This window comes from Parvibaculum sedimenti, assembly GCF_009184905.1.
Lineage (GTDB): Bacteria > Pseudomonadota > Alphaproteobacteria > Parvibaculales > Parvibaculaceae > Parvibaculum > Parvibaculum sedimenti.
Map to the genome: position 1 here is coordinate 1 of NZ_WESC01000023.1, position 17,341 is coordinate 17,341.

The window sequence follows — 17,341 nt, forward strand, 5'->3', positions numbered from 1 at the left end:
AATCCTCCGCAAATCGGTCAGAGGATTGAATCACGCGCGCCCATGCGACAGCAATGGCGGAGTTTTTCAACGGTATCGGTGCAAAGCGGACCGAGCAGATGGCATCACTACAAAATGGCTGTCTAGCGGCCAAGCTGGACGCGGAAGGAAGAGCCTCGCGTCGAGCTTTCCCCATTAGGCGTTGGCTAGACCACCCCTTGTAATCCCCGCTCCGCACCCCATATAGTTTCCAACGATGGTCATCGCGGCGATGTTGCGCGCTTCAGGCGCTGCGGCGGAGCAGGATCGGCAGAGATGCCGGTAGCCGGTTTTCCGGTGCGGTGACTTCATCCTGAAGGCGACCACGGATGTAATGGCGCCCTGCCCTGACGGGCTCGGGATGGTTGGGAAAGGCCGGGCAAACCCGGCCTTTTTTCATTTCTGGGCCCGGAAGGAACCGAATATGGCTGCACGCAACAAGTCTTCGCTTTTCAAGGCGGCTCCGCCCGCGCCCATCCGCGCCACAAAGGCGGATGCGACGACCGAGGCCGCGCGGCTTCTGATCGCCAGCGAGGTCCGCGCCCGCGACACCAAGACGGCGCGGCTGAAGGAATTGAGGCTCGCCAAGGAGCAGGCCGATGCTGAGGCAAAGGCCGCAGCGCCCGCGCCGAAGAAGAAGGCCGCAAAAAAGGCCGTCTAAAGGCCGGGCTTCATCGTCCTGTCGCGAAACGGTGCGAGGCTTTCAGCCAATCGGGGCCACTTGGGCCTCACATATTCGATCCTTGCGCGGCCGCGGATGTACCGGCCCGCGCCGGGGATCAATGGAAAGGTCGGGCTTCGCCCGGCCTTTTTTCATGTTCCCTGCCCCCGGGTCGCGCCCGGCGTGACGGGAAAATGAAAAAGCCCGGATCGTGCGATCCGGGCTTTGTTCGTTCGGGCGTCCGCCGACCTAGTTGTCGAGGAAGGAGCGCAGCTTGCGGCTCCGCGACGGGTGCTTCAGCTTGCGCAGCGCCTTCGCCTCGATCTGGCGGATGCGTTCGCGCGTGACCGAGAACTGCTGGCCGACTTCTTCCAGCGTGTGGTCGGTGTTCATGCCGATGCCGAAGCGCATGCGCAGCACGCGCTCCTCGCGCGGCGTGAGGCTGGCCAGAACGCGCGTCGTCGTCTCGCGCAGGTTCGACTGGATCGCCGCGTCGATGGGCAGGATCGCGTTCTTGTCCTCGATGAAGTCGCCCAGATGGCTGTCTTCCTCGTCGCCGATCGGCGTTTCCAGCGAGATCGGTTCCTTGGCGATCTTCAGGACCTTGCGGACCTTCTCAAGCGGCATGCCGAGCTTTTCGGCCAGCTCTTCCGGCGTCGGCTCGCGGCCGATCTCATGGAGCATCTGGCGCGAGGTGCGCACGAGCTTGTTGATCGTTTCGATCATGTGGACCGGGATGCGGATGGTGCGCGCCTGGTCGGCGATCGAACGCGTGATCGCCTGACGGATCCACCACGTCGCATAGGTCGAGAACTTGTAGCCGCGGCGATATTCGAACTTATCGACCGCCTTCATCAGACCGATATTGCCTTCCTGAATGAGGTCGAGGAACTGAAGGCCGCGGTTGGTGTATTTCTTCGCGATGGAGATGACGAGACGAAGGTTCGCCTCCACCATCTCCTTCTTCGCGATGCGCGCCTCGCGCTCGCCCTTCTGCACGGTCGAGACGATGCGGCGATATTCGCCGATGTCGAGGCCGGTTTCGGTGGCGAGCTGGTGGATCTGGCCGCGCAGATCCTTCACCTGGTCGCGCTCATCCTTCGCGAAGCTCGCCCAGCCCTTGCCCTTCAACCGGCTGACACGGCGGAGCCAGTTCGGATCGAGCTCTTCATTGTAATACTGCTTCAGGAATTCCTCGCGCGGGATGCCGTGGCTTTCGGCAAAACGCAGCAGGCGGCCTTCCATCGCCATCAGGCGCTTGTTGATCGCGTAAAGCTGCTCGACAAGGCTTTCGATGCGGTTGTTGTTGAGCGAGAGGCTCTTCACTTCCACGATGAGGTCGGCGGTGAGCTTCTGATACTTCTTGTCGGAGGCGACGGCGAAGTTCTCGCCCTTGAGCGCGGCCTCGACCTTCTGATCCTGCAGCTTGCGGAGCTTCTTGTAGTCGTTGGCGATGCGGTCGAAGCTTTCGAGAACCTTGGGCTTCAGTTCCGCTTCCATCGCGGCGAGCGACATGGAGTTCTCGCTGTCCTCGCCCTCGTCATCGACCTCTTCCTCTTCCGGCTCGATGCGCGGCGGGGCTTCGCCGTTCAGAGCTGCCTGGGAATGGTCGATCTTCTTCGCGTCGGGACCGGCATAGGTGGCGTCGAGGTCGATGATGTCGCGAAGGAGAATCTTCCCCTCGTTCAACTCGTCGCGCCAGATGATGATGGCCTGGAAGGTCAGCGGGCTTTCGCAGAGGCCCGCGATCATCGTCTCGCGGCCGGCCTCGATGCGTTTGGCGATGGCGATTTCGCCTTCACGCGACAGAAGCTCCACCGAGCCCATTTCGCGCAGATACATGCGCACCGGGTCGTCGGTACGGTCGAGCGAGGTGCTGGTCGTGGTGGTGGTCGCGACGGCCTTGCTGGTGGAGGCTTCTTCCTCCTCGTCATCGGCCTCGACTTCGGCCTCGCCGCCTTCGGCGTTTTCCTCGGCCTCGTCGTTCTCGACGACGTTGATGCCCATTTCGGAGAGCATCGACAGCGTGTCTTCGATCTGCTCGGAGGAGAATTCCTCGGACGGCAGAACCTTGTTCAACTCGTCATAGGTCACGAAGCCGCGCACCTTCGCGGCCTTGATCATCTTCTTGACCGCGGCGTCGGACATGTCGAGAAGCGGGCCATCCTGAACGACTTCGGGTGCCGCTTCCGGTGCTTCCGCCTGCTCTGCTGTCTTGCTCGCCATTCAGCAACTCTCCGCCTGAAACCTGACGGACCCTTCAAACAAGGGGCCAGGTATTGATGTGTCCGCAGCCAATCGCCAGAAAGGCGACGGCGCCAAATTCGTGAAAACCCGCCGGACCGCGTCCGACTTTACCGGCCACGCGCCCCACGGGTCCTTACATTCCGACTTTGTCTTGATGACCGCTCCGGCTTCCCCCTGAAAGCTCGACTGTCACCGGCCGCTTTTTCAATCCCGCGGCCTGCCCCGATATCCTACTCCGTCTTGCCCTCGACAAGTTCCGAACGCTCGAGCTGGGCATGGATCGCCTGCAACCGCGTCCAGTTCGCCTCGTTCATATCCTCTGCCAGAGCGCGCTCCGCGGCCCTGAGTTCGGCCTCCAGGGTAATCGTCCGATGGTGCCGCTCTAAAGTATGCAGGAAACCGGTTTCAGCTTCCTCACGCGACGAGCCCGGCCAGGCGAAACGTTCGCTTGCCAGCGCCGCCCCGCCTTCCAGACGATGTGCTATATCCGCCAAATCCCTAGAGACCAAATGGTTCTTCAGCGCCTCCCTGTCAAGGGGCGCATGAAGGGCCGCTATATCTATGATTTCATTGCGTAATCTGTCAAGCGCCGGAGTCCTGATCTCAACCCGCGCCAGTTCCTCGCAATATTCCTCCAGAAGCTCGGGATGATTGAGCAGAACGAAGAGCAGCAACTGCTCCATTTTCTGCACGCCCGCGCTCTTGTCCTGCACAAGGGCCGAGCGGCGGAGTTCCGGCGTCACCGGCGTCAACCGCGGGTCGCGAACGAAGCGCCCGCCCTTGCCCGGCACCCAGCTCTGCCGCCCGAAACCGGCTGAACGCCCCCGGTCATAGGGCTGGCGGGCGCCCCCCTGCCCCCGGTCGCGGCCGAAAAGCCTGGCGATGCGACCACGAAGATCCTGCGCGTAATGGGTCTTCACCTTGGGATCGGCAATCTGGCCGACCACTTCCTCGATGCGGGCCTCGAGCGCAGCGCGGCGCTCCGGCGTGTCCCATGTGCCCGCCGAGACTTCCTTCTCCCAGACCATGTCGGCCAGCGGCCGCGCGGCGGCCAGCACCTCGCGCATGGCGTCGCCGCCCTCCTCGCGCACGAGGTCGTCCGGGTCCTTGCCGCCGGGGAGCATGGCAAAGCGCAGCGAATGGCCGGGCTTCAACAGCGGCAGTACACGCTCCACCGCGCGGAAGGCGGCGCGAAGCCCCGCCTTGTCGCCGTCGAAACAGAGGATCGGCTCGGGCGCCATGCGCCACATGAGGCCGATCTGGTCCTCGGTAAGCGCAGTGCCGAGCGGCGCGACGGCGTTCTCGATACCGCCCTGCGCCATGCCGATCACATCCATATAGCCCTCGACGGCGATGACCGTTCCGGCGTCATAGGCGGGCTTGCGCGCGCGGTCGAGATTGTAGAGGCCCCGCCCCTTATGAAAGAGCGGCGTCTCGGGCGAGTTGAGGTATTTGGCCTTCGCCTCGCTGTCGAGCGCGCGTCCGCCGAAAGCAATCGTGCGCCCCCGCGCATCGGCAATGGGAAACATCACGCGATTGCGGAAGCGGTCATAGGGCTCTGGAATATCGGGACCGGCGATGATGAGGCCCGCCTCCGCCATCTGGGCGAGCTTGACGCCTTTGGCCGTCAGATACCCGATCAGCGCGTGGCGATCTTCCGGCGCATAGCCGAGGCCGAATTTCTCGATTGTTTCGCGCTTCAAGCCCCGCCGGTCGAGATAGGCCCGCGCCTCCGCGCCGACGCCCGCCTGCAACTTCTCGCGGAAGAAGGCTGCGGCCATTTCCATCACATCAATGAGGCTTGCTTCTTCCCTGGCGCGCTCGACGTGATGCGGGTCGCGCTGAGGCATTTCGAGCCCCGCCTCGCTCGCCAGCCGCTCCACGGCCTCGATGAAGGAAAGGTTCTCGGTCTTTTCGAGAAACTTGATGACGTCGCCATGCTCGCCTGACGAGAAGCAATGCCAGAATTGCTTGTCGTCATTGACGGTGAAGCTCGGGCTCTTCTCATTGGTGAAAGGCGACAGGCCGACGAATTCGCGGCCGCGCCGGATCAGCTTCACCTTGCGGCCAACGACCTCCGAGACGCGGATACGCGCCTTCAGCTCGTCGAGAAAGCCTTTCGGGAAGCTCATGTCGCGGCACTGTCCGGATTATCGGTTGAAGCGCAATTGTCGCATTTCAGGGGGGCGAAGGCGAGTCGCGCGGGGGCTGTGGATAAGACTCATTTCCCGCGCGTCATGGCCCGGCTTGTCCGGGCCATCCACGTCTTCCCGTCTGGTGGCTCAAGACGTGGATGCCCCGCATGAAGCGGGGCATGACGACATGAGAATGAGGCGTAAAACTCAGCCCAGCAGGCTCTTCGCCAGCCCACCGGCCTTGGCGAAGTCGATCTGGCCGGCATAGCGCGTCTTCAGTTCCGCCATGACCTTGCCCATGTCCTTGATCGAGGTGGCGCCGATTTCCTTCATCACCGCTTCGATGGCGGCACGGGTCTCGTCTTCGGAGAGCTGCTTGGGCATGAACTCTTCGATGACGGCGATCTCGGCCTTTTCCTGCGCGGCAAGCTCCGGGCGGTTGCCCTTTTCATAAAGCTCAACGGATTCACGACGCTGCTTCACCATCTTGGTGAAAAGGTCGAGAAGATCGGCGTCGGATACACCCTCGTTGCGGCCATCGGTGCGGGACGCGATGTCCTTGTCCTTGATCGCGGCCTGCATCAGGCGCAGCGCCGAAACGCGCGGCTTGTCGCCCGCCTTCATGGCGTCTTTGACCTGCTGCATGATGCTTTCGCGCAAGGACTGGCTCATTCTTCTTCTCCGATTTCTGAAGGGCACAACCTAAACCAGCCGGGTCACCGGGGCAAATTTGCCGCGCCTGCGAAGAAAGACGATAAAGCATTGAACAGGCTTGATTATTTTCACCCGTCGCAAACTTGACGCGCGGAGATGCTTCCTTTAGTTTCCGCGAAATTCGACGGGAAACTGAGTCTGCCAAGCGGAGCCTAGCGCCCCGGTGCGATCTGGCGGACACTTCCTCCCCAGGAGAAGCAATATATGAGAGTGTCGACGAAAGCCGCCACGGAATGGCGCATGCCGCAGGGCACGCAGCATTCCGGGGAGGAATCGGCGCGCGATCACGCGGGAGAACAGCCATGAGCGAGAACGGTAAACCGACAGCGATCCTGGTGCTGAAGGACGGAACCGTTCTCGAAGGCATGGGTGTCGGCGCAACGGGCGATGCGGTGGGCGAAGTCTGCTTCAACACCGCCATCACCGGCTATCAGGAAATCCTGACCGACCCTTCCTATGCCGGGCAGATCATCACCTTCACCTTTCCGCATATCGGCAATGTCGGCGCGAATGACGAGGACATCGAGACCTCGAACCTCGCCGCCTCTTCCGGCGTGCGCGGCTGCATTCTCAAGGCCGACATCACCAACCCGTCGAACTATCGCGCGGCGCGGCATTTCGACCGCTGGCTGCGCAGCCGCGGCATCATCGGCCTTGCCGGTCTCGACACGCGCGCGCTGACCCGCCTCATCCGCGAAAAGGGCATGCCGGACGGCATCATCGCCCATCACCCGGACGGCAAGTTCGACATTCCGGCGCTGCTTGAAAAGGCGAGGCGCTGGTCCGGCCTCATCGGCCTCGACCTCGCCAGGGAAGTGACCACCGGCCAGAGCTATGGCTGGAACGAAGCGCAGTGGAAATGGGGCAAGGGCTATGAAGCCGGCCATGACCTCAAATACAAGGTCGTCGCCATCGACTTCGGCATCAAGCGCAACATCCTGCGCTGCCTGACGAGCGTCGGCTGCGACGTCACCGTCGTGCCCGCCGACACGAAGGCCGAAGACATTCTGGCCATGAACCCCGATGGCGTCTTCCTTTCCAACGGCCCCGGCGATCCGGCGGCGACCGGCGAATATGCCGTGCCCGAAATCCGCAAGCTCGTCGCCAGCGGCAAGCCGGTCTTCGGCATCTGCCTCGGCCACCAGATGCTCGCCATCGCGCTCGGCGCAAAGACCGAAAAGATGCATCAGGGCCATCACGGCGCGAACCATCCGGTGAAGGACTACACGACGGGCAAGGTCGAGATCACCTCGATGAACCACGGCTTCACCGTCGCGCGCGAAAGCCTGCCCGCTGATGTCGAGGAGACGCATGTCTCTCTCTTCGACGGCACCAATGCGGGGCTGCGCCTCAAGGGCAAGCCCGTCTTCTCCGTTCAATACCACCCGGAAGCCTCACCGGGCCCGCAGGACTCCCACTACCTCTTCGAGCGCTTCGTGAAGCTGATCGAGGACTCACGCGGATGACTCGAACATGAGCAGCACACGACAGTATCTGACTGCTGCGATCTTAGGCACTATGTCTCGTGACACCGAGCGCAGACTGTATCATTCAACCGACTTCGAATTTCATGAGGTCAACAATCCGACGCTTTTTGACGACCACCCTGATCTGGGTTTTGCCACGACAAAAGAGATGGATGATACGCTAGACTTTCTCGTCGAGCAGTATTTAGTCGAAAAGCTTCATGATCCTTACACCAGCCCCGATTTCGTTATGACGGAAAAGGGCCGCAATCACTTTTACTCTCAACTCGGAACGACAGGGGCGCTGGAAGCCCGGTTTCATTTGCGTGGAGAAAGGTGGCTGAAGGAGGCTCTTACAAATATTCACCTAGAAGAGCGCGCTAGAGGTACCCGTCTTTCTAATACATCAAGAGCATCCGCCTTCGGTGGATTGCCCAACGCAGAAGACGTACAGGACTCCGCAGTTCAAGAGATCGGCCTACCTCTGGAAAATATCCTTGCTCCCGCCTCTGACCGATATGTAAGCGTCAAAGATAACCAGCCCGGCTTCGATGAACTCGTCGCTCGTTTGTCTGCAATCAAGGACGATTACGCGAGAGATCATAATCATCTTGCGGTAGAACCAATTTGCGATGATTTACTCTCGGAAATTGATGGCGTCTTAGCGCAAGTACAGCGCGGCAGAGTGCGGCTCGGCGAACTCTCTAACGGGCTGCTCCCAATTTTGAGCACGGCCTGCATCGCCCTGTCGGCTTACCCGGGCTTCGTTCAACTGATCCACGACGCGTCAGCTGCGACGCAGGCGATATTGACCTTTTTCGGACTTAGCTGATGCCCAAACGTACAGACATCAAAAGCATTCTCATCATCGGCGCGGGCCCGATCATCATCGGTCAGGCTTGCGAGTTCGATTATTCGGGTACGCAGGCCTGCAAGGCGCTGAAGGAAGAGGGCTACCGGATCATTCTGGTGAACTCGAACCCGGCGACGATCATGACCGATCCCGATCTCGCCGATGCGACCTATATCGAGCCGATCACGCCGGAGATCGTGGCGAAGATCATCGAGAAGGAGCGGCCCGACGCGCTGCTGCCCACCATGGGCGGCCAGACGGCGCTCAACACTGCGCTCGCGCTCGACGACATGGGCGTTCTGGCGAAGTTCAACGTCGAGATGATCGGCGCGAAGCGCGACGCCATCGCCAAGGCCGAAGACCGCCAGCTCTTCCGCGACGCGATGGACAAGATCGGCCTCGAGTCCCCGCGCTCCAAGGCCGCGCACAACATGGAAGAGGCGCTCAGCGGCCTCGAATATGTCGGCCTGCCCGCCATCATCCGCCCCTCCTTCACCATGGGCGGCACGGGCGGCGGCATCGCCTATAACCGTCAGGAATTCACCGAGATCGTGGAGCGCGGCCTCGACGCCTCGCCCACCACCGAAGTGCTCATCGAAGAGTCGGTGCTCGGCTGGAAGGAATATGAGATGGAGGTCGTCCGCGACAAGGCGGACAACTGCATCATCATCTGCTCCATCGAGAATATCGACCCGATGGGCGTGCATACGGGCGACTCGATCACGGTCGCCCCTGCCCTGACGCTGACCGACAAAGAATACCAGATCATGCGCAACGCCTCGATTGCGGTGCTGCGCGAGATTGGCGTCGAGACCGGCGGCTCGAATGTTCAGTTCGCGGTCAATCCGAAAGACGGCCGCCTCGTCGTCATCGAGATGAACCCGCGCGTGTCGCGCTCTTCCGCTCTCGCCTCCAAGGCGACGGGCTTCCCGATTGCGAAGGTCGCGGCGCGTCTCGCCGTCGGCTACACGCTCGACGAATTGCAGAACGACATCACCCGCGTCACGCCCGCTTCCTTCGAGCCGACCATCGATTATGTCGTCACGAAGATCCCGCGCTTCGCCTTCGAGAAGTTCCCCGGCTCCGAGCCGCTTCTCGGCACGGCGATGAAGTCGGTCGGCGAAGCCATGGCCATCGGCCGCACCTTCGAGGAATCGCTCCAGAAGGCGCTGCGCTCCATGGAGACGGGCCTGACCGGCCTCAACGAAGTGAAATTCGCCGGCATGGGCGAAGGCGACGACAAGAACGCGATCCGCGCGGCGCTTGGACGTCCGACGCCCGACCGCCTGCTCGTCATCGCCCAGGCGCTGCGCCTCGGCGTCAGCCACGAACAGATCCACCAGGCCTGCGCTTACGATCCCTGGTTCCTCGAACGCCTGCAGGCGATCGTCGACGCGGAAGAGAAGGTCCGCGCCGAAGGCCTGCCGAAGTCGAAGCAGGATCTCCGCGCGCTGAAGGCCATGGGCTTTTCCGACGCCCGTCTCGCCGAGCTTGCGAAGACGGAAGAGGAAGAGGTGCGCGAACGCCGCCACGCGCTCGGTGTACGCCCCGTCTACAAGCGCATCGACACCTGCGCGGCGGAATTCGAAAGCCTCACGCCCTATATGTACTCGACCTATGAGAGCGACTTCGCCGGTCGCGCCGATTGCGAAAGCGATCCTAGCGCGAAGAAGAAGGCGATCATTCTCGGCGGCGGCCCGAACCGCATCGGCCAGGGCATCGAGTTCGACTATTGCTGCTGCCACGCCGCTTTCGCGCTCGACGAGATCGACGTCGAAAGCATCATGGTCAACTGCAACCCGGAAACCGTCTCGACCGACTACGACACCTCGGACCGTCTCTATTTCGAACCGCTGACGGCGGAAGACGTGCTCGAACTCATCGACGTGGAAAAGCGCAATGGCACGCTCGCGGGCGTCATCGTGCAGTTCGGCGGCCAGACGCCGCTGAAACTCGCCAACGATCTCGAACGCGCAGGCGTGCCGATCCTCGGCACCTCGCCCGACGCGATCGATCTTGCCGAAGACCGCGACCGTTTCAAGGATCTGCTCGACCGCCTGCATCTGCGCCAGCCGCCGAACGGCATCGCGCGTTCGGGCGAAGAGGCGAAGGTCATCGCCGAACGCATCGGCTATCCCGTCGTCATCCGTCCGTCCTATGTGCTCGGCGGCCGCGCGATGGAAATCGTGCGCGATACGGCGCATCTCGAACGCTACATCACGGAAGCCGTCGTCGTTTCCGGCAAGAGCCCGGTGCTGATCGACCTTTATCTCCGCGACGCGATCGAAGTCGATGTCGACGCGCTCTGCGACGGCAAGGACGTCTTCGTCTGCGGCATCATGGAGCATATCGAGGAAGCGGGCGTCCATTCGGGCGACAGCGCTTGCTCGCTCCCACCCTATTCGCTGCCGAAGGAAACCATCGCCCAGATCGAGGAGCAGACCCGCGCCATGGCGCTGGCGCTCAACGTCGTCGGGTTGATGAACGTCCAGTATGCGGTGCAGGACGGCACGATCTATGTGCTCGAAGTCAATCCGCGCGCCTCGCGCACGGTGCCCTTCGTCGCCAAGGTGATCGGCGCGCCGGTGGTGAAGATCGCGGCCAAGGTCATGGCGGGCATGCCGCTCGCGAGCTTCAATCTCAAGCCCTTCCGCTACGATCATGTCGCGGTGAAGGAAGCCGTCTTCCCCTTCGCGCGCTTCCCCGGCGTCGACACGCTGCTCGGGCCGGAAATGCGCTCGACCGGCGAAGTCATGGGCCTCGACAAGAGCTTTGCCGTCGCCTTCGCCAAGAGCCAGATCGCGGGCGGCACCGCCGTTCCCACATCGGGCACCGTCTTCGTCTCGGTCAAGGACAGCGACAAGGAGAAGATCGTTGCGCCTGCGAGGAAGCTCCTCGACATGGGCTTCAAGCTCATCGCGACGGGCGGCACGGCGCGCTTCCTGAAGGAACAGGGGCTCGAAGTCGGCACCATCAACAAGGTGCTGGAAGGCCGGCCGCATATCGTCGACGCGATCAAGAACGGTGAAGTCGCCCTCGTCTTCAACACGACCGAAGGCGCGCAGGCCGTGTCCGATTCGATGTCGCTGCGCCGCGCCGCGCTGATGATGAAGACGCCCTATTACACGACGGTCGCGGGTGCGCGGGCCGCCGTTCTGGGCATCGACGCCATCAGAAAAGGCCAGCTGGAGGTCGCTTCACTCCAGTCATACGCCCAGGTTTCCGCCACTGCGGAGTGACGCGGCCGCGGAAAACCCTAAATCTGGAATTGACCTTCGACGCGCGCGTCGCTCACAATCAGTCCCAGACCCAGCCGACCGGAGCCTGAAACCAGGCTCCGGCGGGTTTTTATTGGCAAGTGCTGATCCTCAATCCGGTCACCGGCGACCGGAAGGGGATTACTTTGAGAGAGATCGTCCGACATGGAACGGGTTCCGATGACCGCTGAGGGCTACAAGTCCTTGGAGGAAGAAATCAGATTTCTGAAGTCCGTGGAACGTCCGCGCATCATCAAGGCGATCGCGGAAGCGCGCGCGCATGGCGACCTGTCGGAAAACGCCGAGTATCACGCCGCCAAGGAACAGCAGGGCCTGAACGAAAGCCGTGTGCTCGAACTTGAAGACAAGGTCAGCCGCGCCGAAGTCATCGACGTGTCGAAGCTCTCGGGCTCGACCGTGAAGTTCGGCGCGACCGTCGTGCTTGTCGATGAGGATACGGAAGACGAAGTGAAGTATCAGATCGTCGGCGAGATCGAAGCCGACGTGAAGAAGGGGCGCGTCTCCATCACCTCCCCCATCGCCCGCGCGCTGATCGGCAAGTCCGTCGGCGATTCGGTCGAAGTGACGACGCCCGGCGGCGGCAAGAGCTACGAGATTTTGAAGATCGACTTCAAGTAAGAGGCTTCGCCCCTCCCTCATCTGTCACCCCGGCCTTTTTTTTGCGTGATGCCTCGGCTCGTCCGGGGCATCGGCGTTTGGCCCCTACTCCTCCGCCGTCTCCAGCGCTTCGAGGGGCACGCCCGGCAGGTGCTTCGACTGGCGGATGGTGAGCGAGGTGCGGACGCTGGCGACGTTCGGCGCGGGCGTCAGCTTCTCGGTGAGGAAGCTCTGGAAGGTCGCGAGGTCGGGCGCGACGCATTTCAGCATGAAGTCGATATCGCCATTGAGCATGTGACACTCGCGGACGAGCGGCCATGAACCGACCAGCGCCTCGAAGGATTTGAGGTCCGCTTCCGCCTGGCTGTGAAGCCCGACCATCGCGAAGACCGTCACCTCGAAGCCCAGCGCCTTGCCGTTCAGCTCGGCGTGATAGCCGCGGATAAGGCCTGCCTTTTCCAGCGCACGCACACGCCGCAGGCAGGGCGGCGCGGAAATGCCGACACGCTCGGAAAGTTCGACATTGGTGATCCTGCCGTCATTCTGAAGCTCGTTCAGAATCTGGAGGTCGATGGCGTCGAGTTTGACGCGTTTCATGGGGCAACCCGGACTTGAGCTTTGATGGGCTTTACTTACTCTGATGCCTGGCTTAATTCAGCAATAAAATTGCTCAACAGCGCACGAAAATGACCGAATCTCCGTCCTCATCAGCCAGCAAGCCGCGCACGGCCTGGATCCTGACCAATGGAATGGCGGGCTTTGAAGTGCAGGCTCTCGGCGTCTCGGAGGCCTTGGGCCTCGAGCCGGAGGTGAAACGGGTGAAGCCCGGCGCGCCGCATCGCTGGATCGCGCCCTGGGGGCCCGCCGCCCCTGCTGAAGGCGTCGCCCCGCCCTGGCCAGACCTTCTCATCGCCTCCGGCCGCCAGTCGATCCCCTATGTCCGCATGATCCGCCGCCGCTCCGGCGGCAAGACCTTCGTGGCGATCCTCCAGGACCCGAAGGTCTCGCCGAAGCAGTTCGACTTCGTCTGGGCGCCCGCCCATGACCGGCTCGACGGCGACAACGTGCTCGCGACGCTGACCTCGCCGCATCGACTGACCCGCGAAAAGCTCGACGCCGAAGCGGCGCGCATCGCGCCCCGGATCGCGCATCTGCCCCGCCCCCGCGTCGCCGTGCTGCTTGGCGGCACCAACGCCGTCTATACCTTCTCCGAAGAGACGGCCAAGCGCGTCGGCGCGCAGCTCGCGGGGCTTGCCGATCATTTCCACGCGGGCCTCATGGTCACGCCCTCGCGCCGCACGGGCGAGACGCAGTCCCGCATCATCCGCGACTGCCTGAAAGACAAGCCCGCGATCATGTGGGACGGCACGGGCGACAACCCCTATTTCGGCTTCCTCGGCAGCGCCGACGCGATCGTCGTCACCTGCGATTCCGTCAACATGGTCGGCGAGGCGGCATCGACGGGAAAGCCCGTCTATGTCATCGAACTCGAAGGCGGATCGGCGAAGTTCCGCCGCTTTCTCGATGGAATGTATGCCCATGGCGCAGCGCGGCCCTTTGTCGGCCAACTTGAAAGCTGGGGGTATGAGCCATTAAATGCTACGCATGAGATCGCGGAAGCGATTGCCCGCGCCTATGCGGCGCGGAATTAACCAGTCCCCTGTCCAGGACCGACCATGAGCCTGCTCGATATCGAAGCCCTGCGCGCGACCCCGCTGAAACGGGACCCCTACGACTATTTCGTCGTGGAGCATTTCGTGAAGCCGGATGTCTTTGCCCAGGTCGTCGCCGATTTCCCCCAGATCGAGTCGACGGGTTCCATTCCGCCGAGCGAACTGGACATCAAGGGCAAGTTCAAGGACCTGCTGGCCGAGATGAACGGGCCGGAATTCCGCAAGGCCATCGAGGAGAAGTTCGGCCTCGACCTCTCCTCGCGCCCGACCATGTTCACCGTGCGCGGCAATTGCGCGCGCAACAACGGCAAGATCCACACCGACACGGAATCGAAGATCATCACCGTGCTGCTCTACATGAATCAGGAATGGGACAAGGATGGCGGGCGGCTGCGCGTCCTGCGCTCGGCCACCGACCTCAACGACATGGTGGAGGAAGTCTCGCCCAATGGCGGCACGCTTCTCGTCTTCCGCCGCTCGGATAATTCCTGGCACGGCCACGAGCCCTTCGAGGGCCCGCGCCGCGCGATCCAGATGAACTGGGTGCGCGACGAGGCGGTCGTCGATCATGAGCAGCGCCGCCACCGCTTCACCATGTTCCTGAAGCGCCTCAATCCGTTCGGCGGCATTGCCGCGCGCGCTTCCTGAGAGACGCAATGGCACTCGCAATCGAAACCTTCAAGAACGCCGACCTCGCGCATGGCTGGCGTCCCGGAAACAATGCCGGCGGCGCCACGCTGTTCAAGGCGCTCGGCCATCCGCTGACGGCTCCCAAGGCGCATGCGCTGATCGAGGATCTCGCCAAGGCGGGCCCTGTCGCGATCTACGATCCGACGAACGCGATCGGCAATTTCCACGCCTATTACGATCTCTCGCGCCTCGAAGTGGCTGGCTACTACGTGCAGCGTGTCGAAGATCTGTCCGCCGCTTTCCTCGGCCATGACGCAAAGCCCGTGAGCGAGATTGCGGCGTCTGACGCGAAGGCCGTTCTGGTTCTGCTCTTCGATGCCGACAGGGTTCTGGCGCCGATGCGCCACGTCCTCCCCGCAGGCGCGCGAATTGCGACGCTCGACGAAATGCGCCTGCCCGACGACATGCTCACCAACAGGTCGAACTATCTCGACCCGATGAATTTTGCCACGAACTTCGCGCTGATGCGCGAGGCGGACGGCATTCACACCCGCGTCGGCAGCGCCAATTACTGGTCGCTCCACGGCGCGGAAAATCCCGAACTCTGGCTCTGCCTCTTCGGCGAGGATGGCGAGGAACTTGCCGAATGGCGCGAGCCGCTGCCCGCGCCGGGCGCACCCTTCGCCATCGACAGCGCGGAAGTGCGTCACCGCTTCGGCCTTGGCGACTTCACCGGCTCGCTCTTCATCCATGCGATCCGCATCAAGGGCCACGACGTGGTCAAATATGCGCTCGACATGTATGGCGAGGACGGCCGCGCGCTTTCATGCAGCCATGACGCCAATGCATGGCCCGCCGACTACTATGCCGGCATGCCCGCAGGCGAGGAGGACGAGAGCGTCACGCTCTTCATCCAGAACTCGCATCCCATGCCCATTCCGCCGCGCTCCATCGGCCTCAACATCATGGGTGCGCAAGACGTGTCGTGGTTCGAGGATGAGATTGCGCCTTTCGCGACGTGCGCCATTTCGGTGGACGATCTTCTGCCTCAGGCCAGATGGCCCGATCAGGTGGAAATCGTGGCAGGCCGCTATTTCGTCCGCCCACGCTACGAGGTGAAGCGCGCACAAGGCCAGCGCCGTATCGCGCATGCCAACGTCGAACGCACCGACCTGAAGCCGAACCCTGCGCTTGCCTCGCTCGGCAAGGTCATGGGCAAGGGCTACATCATGCCCCTGCCCGTTCTGCCGCGCGACGAATTCAACAGCGTCATGCTGCCGACGCCGATGGCGACCGGGCAGAGCGAGTTGCCGATCCGCGCCGAACTTATCGATGCATCCGGCGCCCTCGTCGCCTCGCGCTATCTCGGCCGCATCCAGCGCCGCGACAGCGTGGAGATCGACGTCGAAGGCTGGATCGCCGACGAGGCGTTGAAGCTTCCTTCAGGCTACGGCCATGTCGAGTTTCTTTACGACTTCCGCGACGGCGGCGAAGGCGATGGCTGGCTCCATGCGCTTGGCCGCTTCGAGCAGAAGTCGAGTGGTCATCGCGCCGAGACGATTTTCGGCGCGCATATCTACAACACCGCCGTCATCTACAAGGACGAGCCGCAGTCCTATACCAACAAGCCGCCGGGGCTGACGACGCGCCTCTTCCTGCGCCTCGGCTCGGACGGGCTCGATACGATCTGCCATCTGATCTATCCGGCCTCGACGCCATGGCACGCAAAAAGCTCGACGCTGCTCATCCTGCATGACGCGGAAGGCAAGCCCATCGCCGAAAAGCCCATCGAGATCGCCTGCGGCGGCTCGCGCTTCTGGCGCCTGTCGGAGATGTTCTCGAAGGAAGAGCGCGAAGCCATGGGCGGCGCGGGCTATGTGATCGTGCGCGACACAACCTGCCGCCTCTTCGGCTTCCACGGCCTCACCAACGGCGCGAAGAGCTTCTGCCTCGACCACATGTTCGGCTTCTGACTGAAAGCCCTCCGTCTTCGGACAGCGCCGCGCGGCTGACAACCGCGCGGCGTTTTTGTTTTCGCGATCCCAAGACAAGTATTGGCGCGGCCGTCCTCCCTCTATAGCGTTGTCCTCCAAGATTCCTTGCCTGTATTGCAAAGTAAAACTTTCGTTTTTCTGGAGGCGGTGATGCAAAAGAGGCGCGTTCTTTATGTCGTTCATGAATTTCCGCAAATATCCCAAGCTTATATTCTTAGCGAAATTGAGGCGCTTGAGACCGAATACGACATCCACATCGTGACGCTCAGAAAGCCGAATATTGCAGCGGAAATTGAGCGGCAGGCGGAGACGACCGACGACCTCGATCGCATCTCCGAGATCATAAAAGAGTTCAAGCCGGATGTGCTGCACTCGCATTATGTCTGGCACGGGCCGACGATGCTGAACCTTGCCGAGCGCAGTGGCGTCCCCTTCACCATTCGCGCCCACTCATTCGACATGCTGTCGAACCCCTCGCGCAAGAGCTTCATGAAGCGGTTGAAGCGCCGCCTGCGCGGCTGGCCCGAAGTCTGGGTGCCTTATCCGGAGCATGCCTCGCGTAGCTTCAACTCGGATTATTGCCTCGGCGTGCTGGTCTTCCCGTTCGAACGAGAAATGCTCGAGGAGACAGGCGTCAGGCCTGAAAAGATTCGCGATTGTTTTCCCGTCATCGACTTTGATCGGTTCCATGATCGCGGTCCGAACGGCGACGCGATCATGAATGTGGGCGTATGTACGCCGAAGAAAAAGATGACCGACTTCATCGACCTGGCCGCATCCATGCCTGACCGGCGCTTCAATCTCTATGCGATGGGCTATTACGTCGACGACATCCGAAAATACAACGAGGCGGCGGGCAATCCCGTGCACGTCATTCCCCCATTGCAGCCGCGCGATATGCCGGCCGAATACAAGAAGCACCAATGGATGGTGTATACGGCCAACCATCAAATGAATTCCGTCGGCTGGCCGATGTTGACGTGCCACTGAGATTTTCGTCCAGAAGGATTTAGAGTCCGGCCCTATGGAAGGGAGACGGACGATGAAGAGGCAGCGTTTTACGGAAGAGCAGATC

General features: G+C 62.1%; 13 protein-coding genes. 9 read left to right on the plus strand and 4 right to left on the minus strand.

What is annotated here, in order from left to right; all coding sequences use genetic code 11:
* Window positions 1-442: 442 nt before the first annotated feature.
* Entirely contained in the window at window positions 443-679 is a 237-nt protein-coding gene (locus F2P47_RS17160; protein WP_152217619.1) for a hypothetical protein, read from the plus strand.
* A 249-nt stretch (window positions 680-928) separates the two neighbouring features.
* Here F2P47_RS17160 and rpoD read toward each other — a convergent pair whose 3' ends face one another.
* The 3 genes from rpoD to F2P47_RS17175 form a co-directional block, all read right to left on the minus strand.
* Entirely contained in the window at window positions 929-2,905 is a 1,977-nt protein-coding gene (rpoD, locus tag F2P47_RS17165; RefSeq protein ID WP_152217620.1) for an RNA polymerase sigma factor RpoD, read from the minus strand.
* Window positions 2,906-3,156: 251 nt separating this feature from the next.
* Complete coding sequence (gene dnaG, locus F2P47_RS17170) at window positions 3,157-5,058, minus strand: DNA primase (RefSeq protein ID WP_152217621.1); 1,902 nt, start codon at window positions 5,056-5,058, stop codon at window positions 3,157-3,159.
* 210 nt (window positions 5,059-5,268) lie between these two features.
* Window positions 5,269-5,733 carry a GatB/YqeY domain-containing protein gene (locus tag F2P47_RS17175; RefSeq protein ID WP_152217622.1) on the minus strand — a complete coding sequence of 155 codons (465 nt, stop codon included), beginning with the start codon at window positions 5,731-5,733 and terminating at the stop codon, window positions 5,269-5,271.
* A gap of 344 nt (window positions 5,734-6,077) precedes the next feature.
* Between F2P47_RS17175 and carA the strand changes: the two genes are divergently transcribed.
* The 4 genes from carA to greA all read left to right on the plus strand — a co-directional run bounded on the left by carA (window position 6,078) and on the right by greA (window position 11,990).
* Complete coding sequence (gene carA, locus F2P47_RS17180; RefSeq protein WP_152217623.1) at window positions 6,078-7,241, plus strand: glutamine-hydrolyzing carbamoyl-phosphate synthase small subunit; 1,164 nt, start codon at window positions 6,078-6,080, stop codon at window positions 7,239-7,241.
* A 7-nt stretch (window positions 7,242-7,248) separates the two neighbouring features.
* Entirely contained in the window at window positions 7,249-8,073 is an 825-nt protein-coding gene (locus F2P47_RS17185; protein ID WP_152217624.1) for a hypothetical protein, read from the plus strand.
* Window positions 8,073-11,333: a carbamoyl-phosphate synthase large subunit gene (carB, locus tag F2P47_RS17190; protein ID WP_152217625.1), complete on the plus strand. Its 3,261-nt coding sequence runs from the start codon at window positions 8,073-8,075 to the stop codon at window positions 11,331-11,333. The genes F2P47_RS17185 and carB overlap by 1 nt, the downstream gene beginning before the upstream one ends.
* A 183-nt stretch (window positions 11,334-11,516) precedes the next feature.
* Window positions 11,517-11,990, plus strand: a complete 474-nt coding sequence (greA, locus tag F2P47_RS17195) for a transcription elongation factor GreA (RefSeq protein WP_152217626.1) — start codon at window positions 11,517-11,519, stop codon at window positions 11,988-11,990.
* Between the two features lie 84 nt (window positions 11,991-12,074).
* Here the strand turns inward: greA and F2P47_RS17200 are convergent, their stop codons facing one another.
* Complete coding sequence (locus F2P47_RS17200) at window positions 12,075-12,566, minus strand: Lrp/AsnC family transcriptional regulator (protein ID WP_152217627.1); 492 nt, start codon at window positions 12,564-12,566, stop codon at window positions 12,075-12,077.
* An 89-nt stretch (window positions 12,567-12,655) separates the two neighbouring features.
* On the opposite strand from F2P47_RS17200, the gene F2P47_RS17205 reads away from it, so the two are divergent.
* The 4 genes from F2P47_RS17205 to F2P47_RS17220 all read left to right on the plus strand — a co-directional run bounded on the left by F2P47_RS17205 (window position 12,656) and on the right by F2P47_RS17220 (window position 17,256).
* Window positions 12,656-13,621, plus strand: coding sequence for a mitochondrial fission ELM1 family protein (locus F2P47_RS17205; protein WP_152217628.1), 966 nt, complete (start codon window positions 12,656-12,658; stop codon window positions 13,619-13,621).
* A 24-nt stretch (window positions 13,622-13,645) separates the two neighbouring features.
* Entirely contained in the window at window positions 13,646-14,290 is a 645-nt protein-coding gene (locus tag F2P47_RS17210; RefSeq protein WP_152217629.1) for a 2OG-Fe(II) oxygenase family protein, read from the plus strand.
* An 8-nt stretch (window positions 14,291-14,298) separates the two neighbouring features.
* Entirely contained in the window at window positions 14,299-16,245 is a 1,947-nt protein-coding gene (locus F2P47_RS17215; RefSeq protein WP_152217630.1) for a hypothetical protein, read from the plus strand.
* A gap of 81 nt (window positions 16,246-16,326) precedes the next feature.
* Window positions 16,327-17,256 (plus strand): glycosyltransferase, encoded by a 930-nt coding sequence (locus F2P47_RS17220; protein ID WP_152217631.1) that lies wholly within the window; start codon window positions 16,327-16,329, stop codon window positions 17,254-17,256.
* The last annotated feature ends 85 nt before the right edge of the window (window positions 17,257-17,341 follow it).

Excerpts from the sequence above, each read along its gene's own strand:
- F2P47_RS17175 (WP_152217622.1), bottom strand. The coding sequence starts at position 5,733 with ATGAGCCAGTCCTTGCGCGAAAGCATCATGCAGCAGGTCAAAGACGCC.
- F2P47_RS17210 (WP_152217629.1), top strand. The coding sequence starts at position 13,646 with ATGAGCCTGCTCGATATCGAAGCCCTGCGCGCGACCCCGCTGAAACGG.
- carB (WP_152217625.1), top strand. The coding sequence starts at position 8,073 with ATGCCCAAACGTACAGACATCAAAAGCATTCTCATCATCGGCGCGGGC.
- F2P47_RS17185 (WP_152217624.1), top strand. The coding sequence starts at position 7,249 with ATGAGCAGCACACGACAGTATCTGACTGCTGCGATCTTAGGCACTATG.
- carA (WP_152217623.1), top strand. The coding sequence starts at position 6,078 with ATGAGCGAGAACGGTAAACCGACAGCGATCCTGGTGCTGAAGGACGGA.
- rpoD (WP_152217620.1), bottom strand. The coding sequence starts at position 2,905 with ATGGCGAGCAAGACAGCAGAGCAGGCGGAAGCACCGGAAGCGGCACCC.
- dnaG (WP_152217621.1), bottom strand. The coding sequence starts at position 5,058 with ATGAGCTTCCCGAAAGGCTTTCTCGACGAGCTGAAGGCGCGTATCCGC.
- F2P47_RS17200 (WP_152217627.1), bottom strand. The coding sequence starts at position 12,566 with ATGAAACGCGTCAAACTCGACGCCATCGACCTCCAGATTCTGAACGAG.
- F2P47_RS17205 (WP_152217628.1), top strand. The coding sequence starts at position 12,656 with ATGACCGAATCTCCGTCCTCATCAGCCAGCAAGCCGCGCACGGCCTGG.
- F2P47_RS17160 (WP_152217619.1), top strand. The coding sequence starts at position 443 with ATGGCTGCACGCAACAAGTCTTCGCTTTTCAAGGCGGCTCCGCCCGCG.
- greA (WP_152217626.1), top strand. The coding sequence starts at position 11,517 with ATGGAACGGGTTCCGATGACCGCTGAGGGCTACAAGTCCTTGGAGGAA.
- F2P47_RS17215 (WP_152217630.1), top strand. The coding sequence starts at position 14,299 with ATGGCACTCGCAATCGAAACCTTCAAGAACGCCGACCTCGCGCATGGC.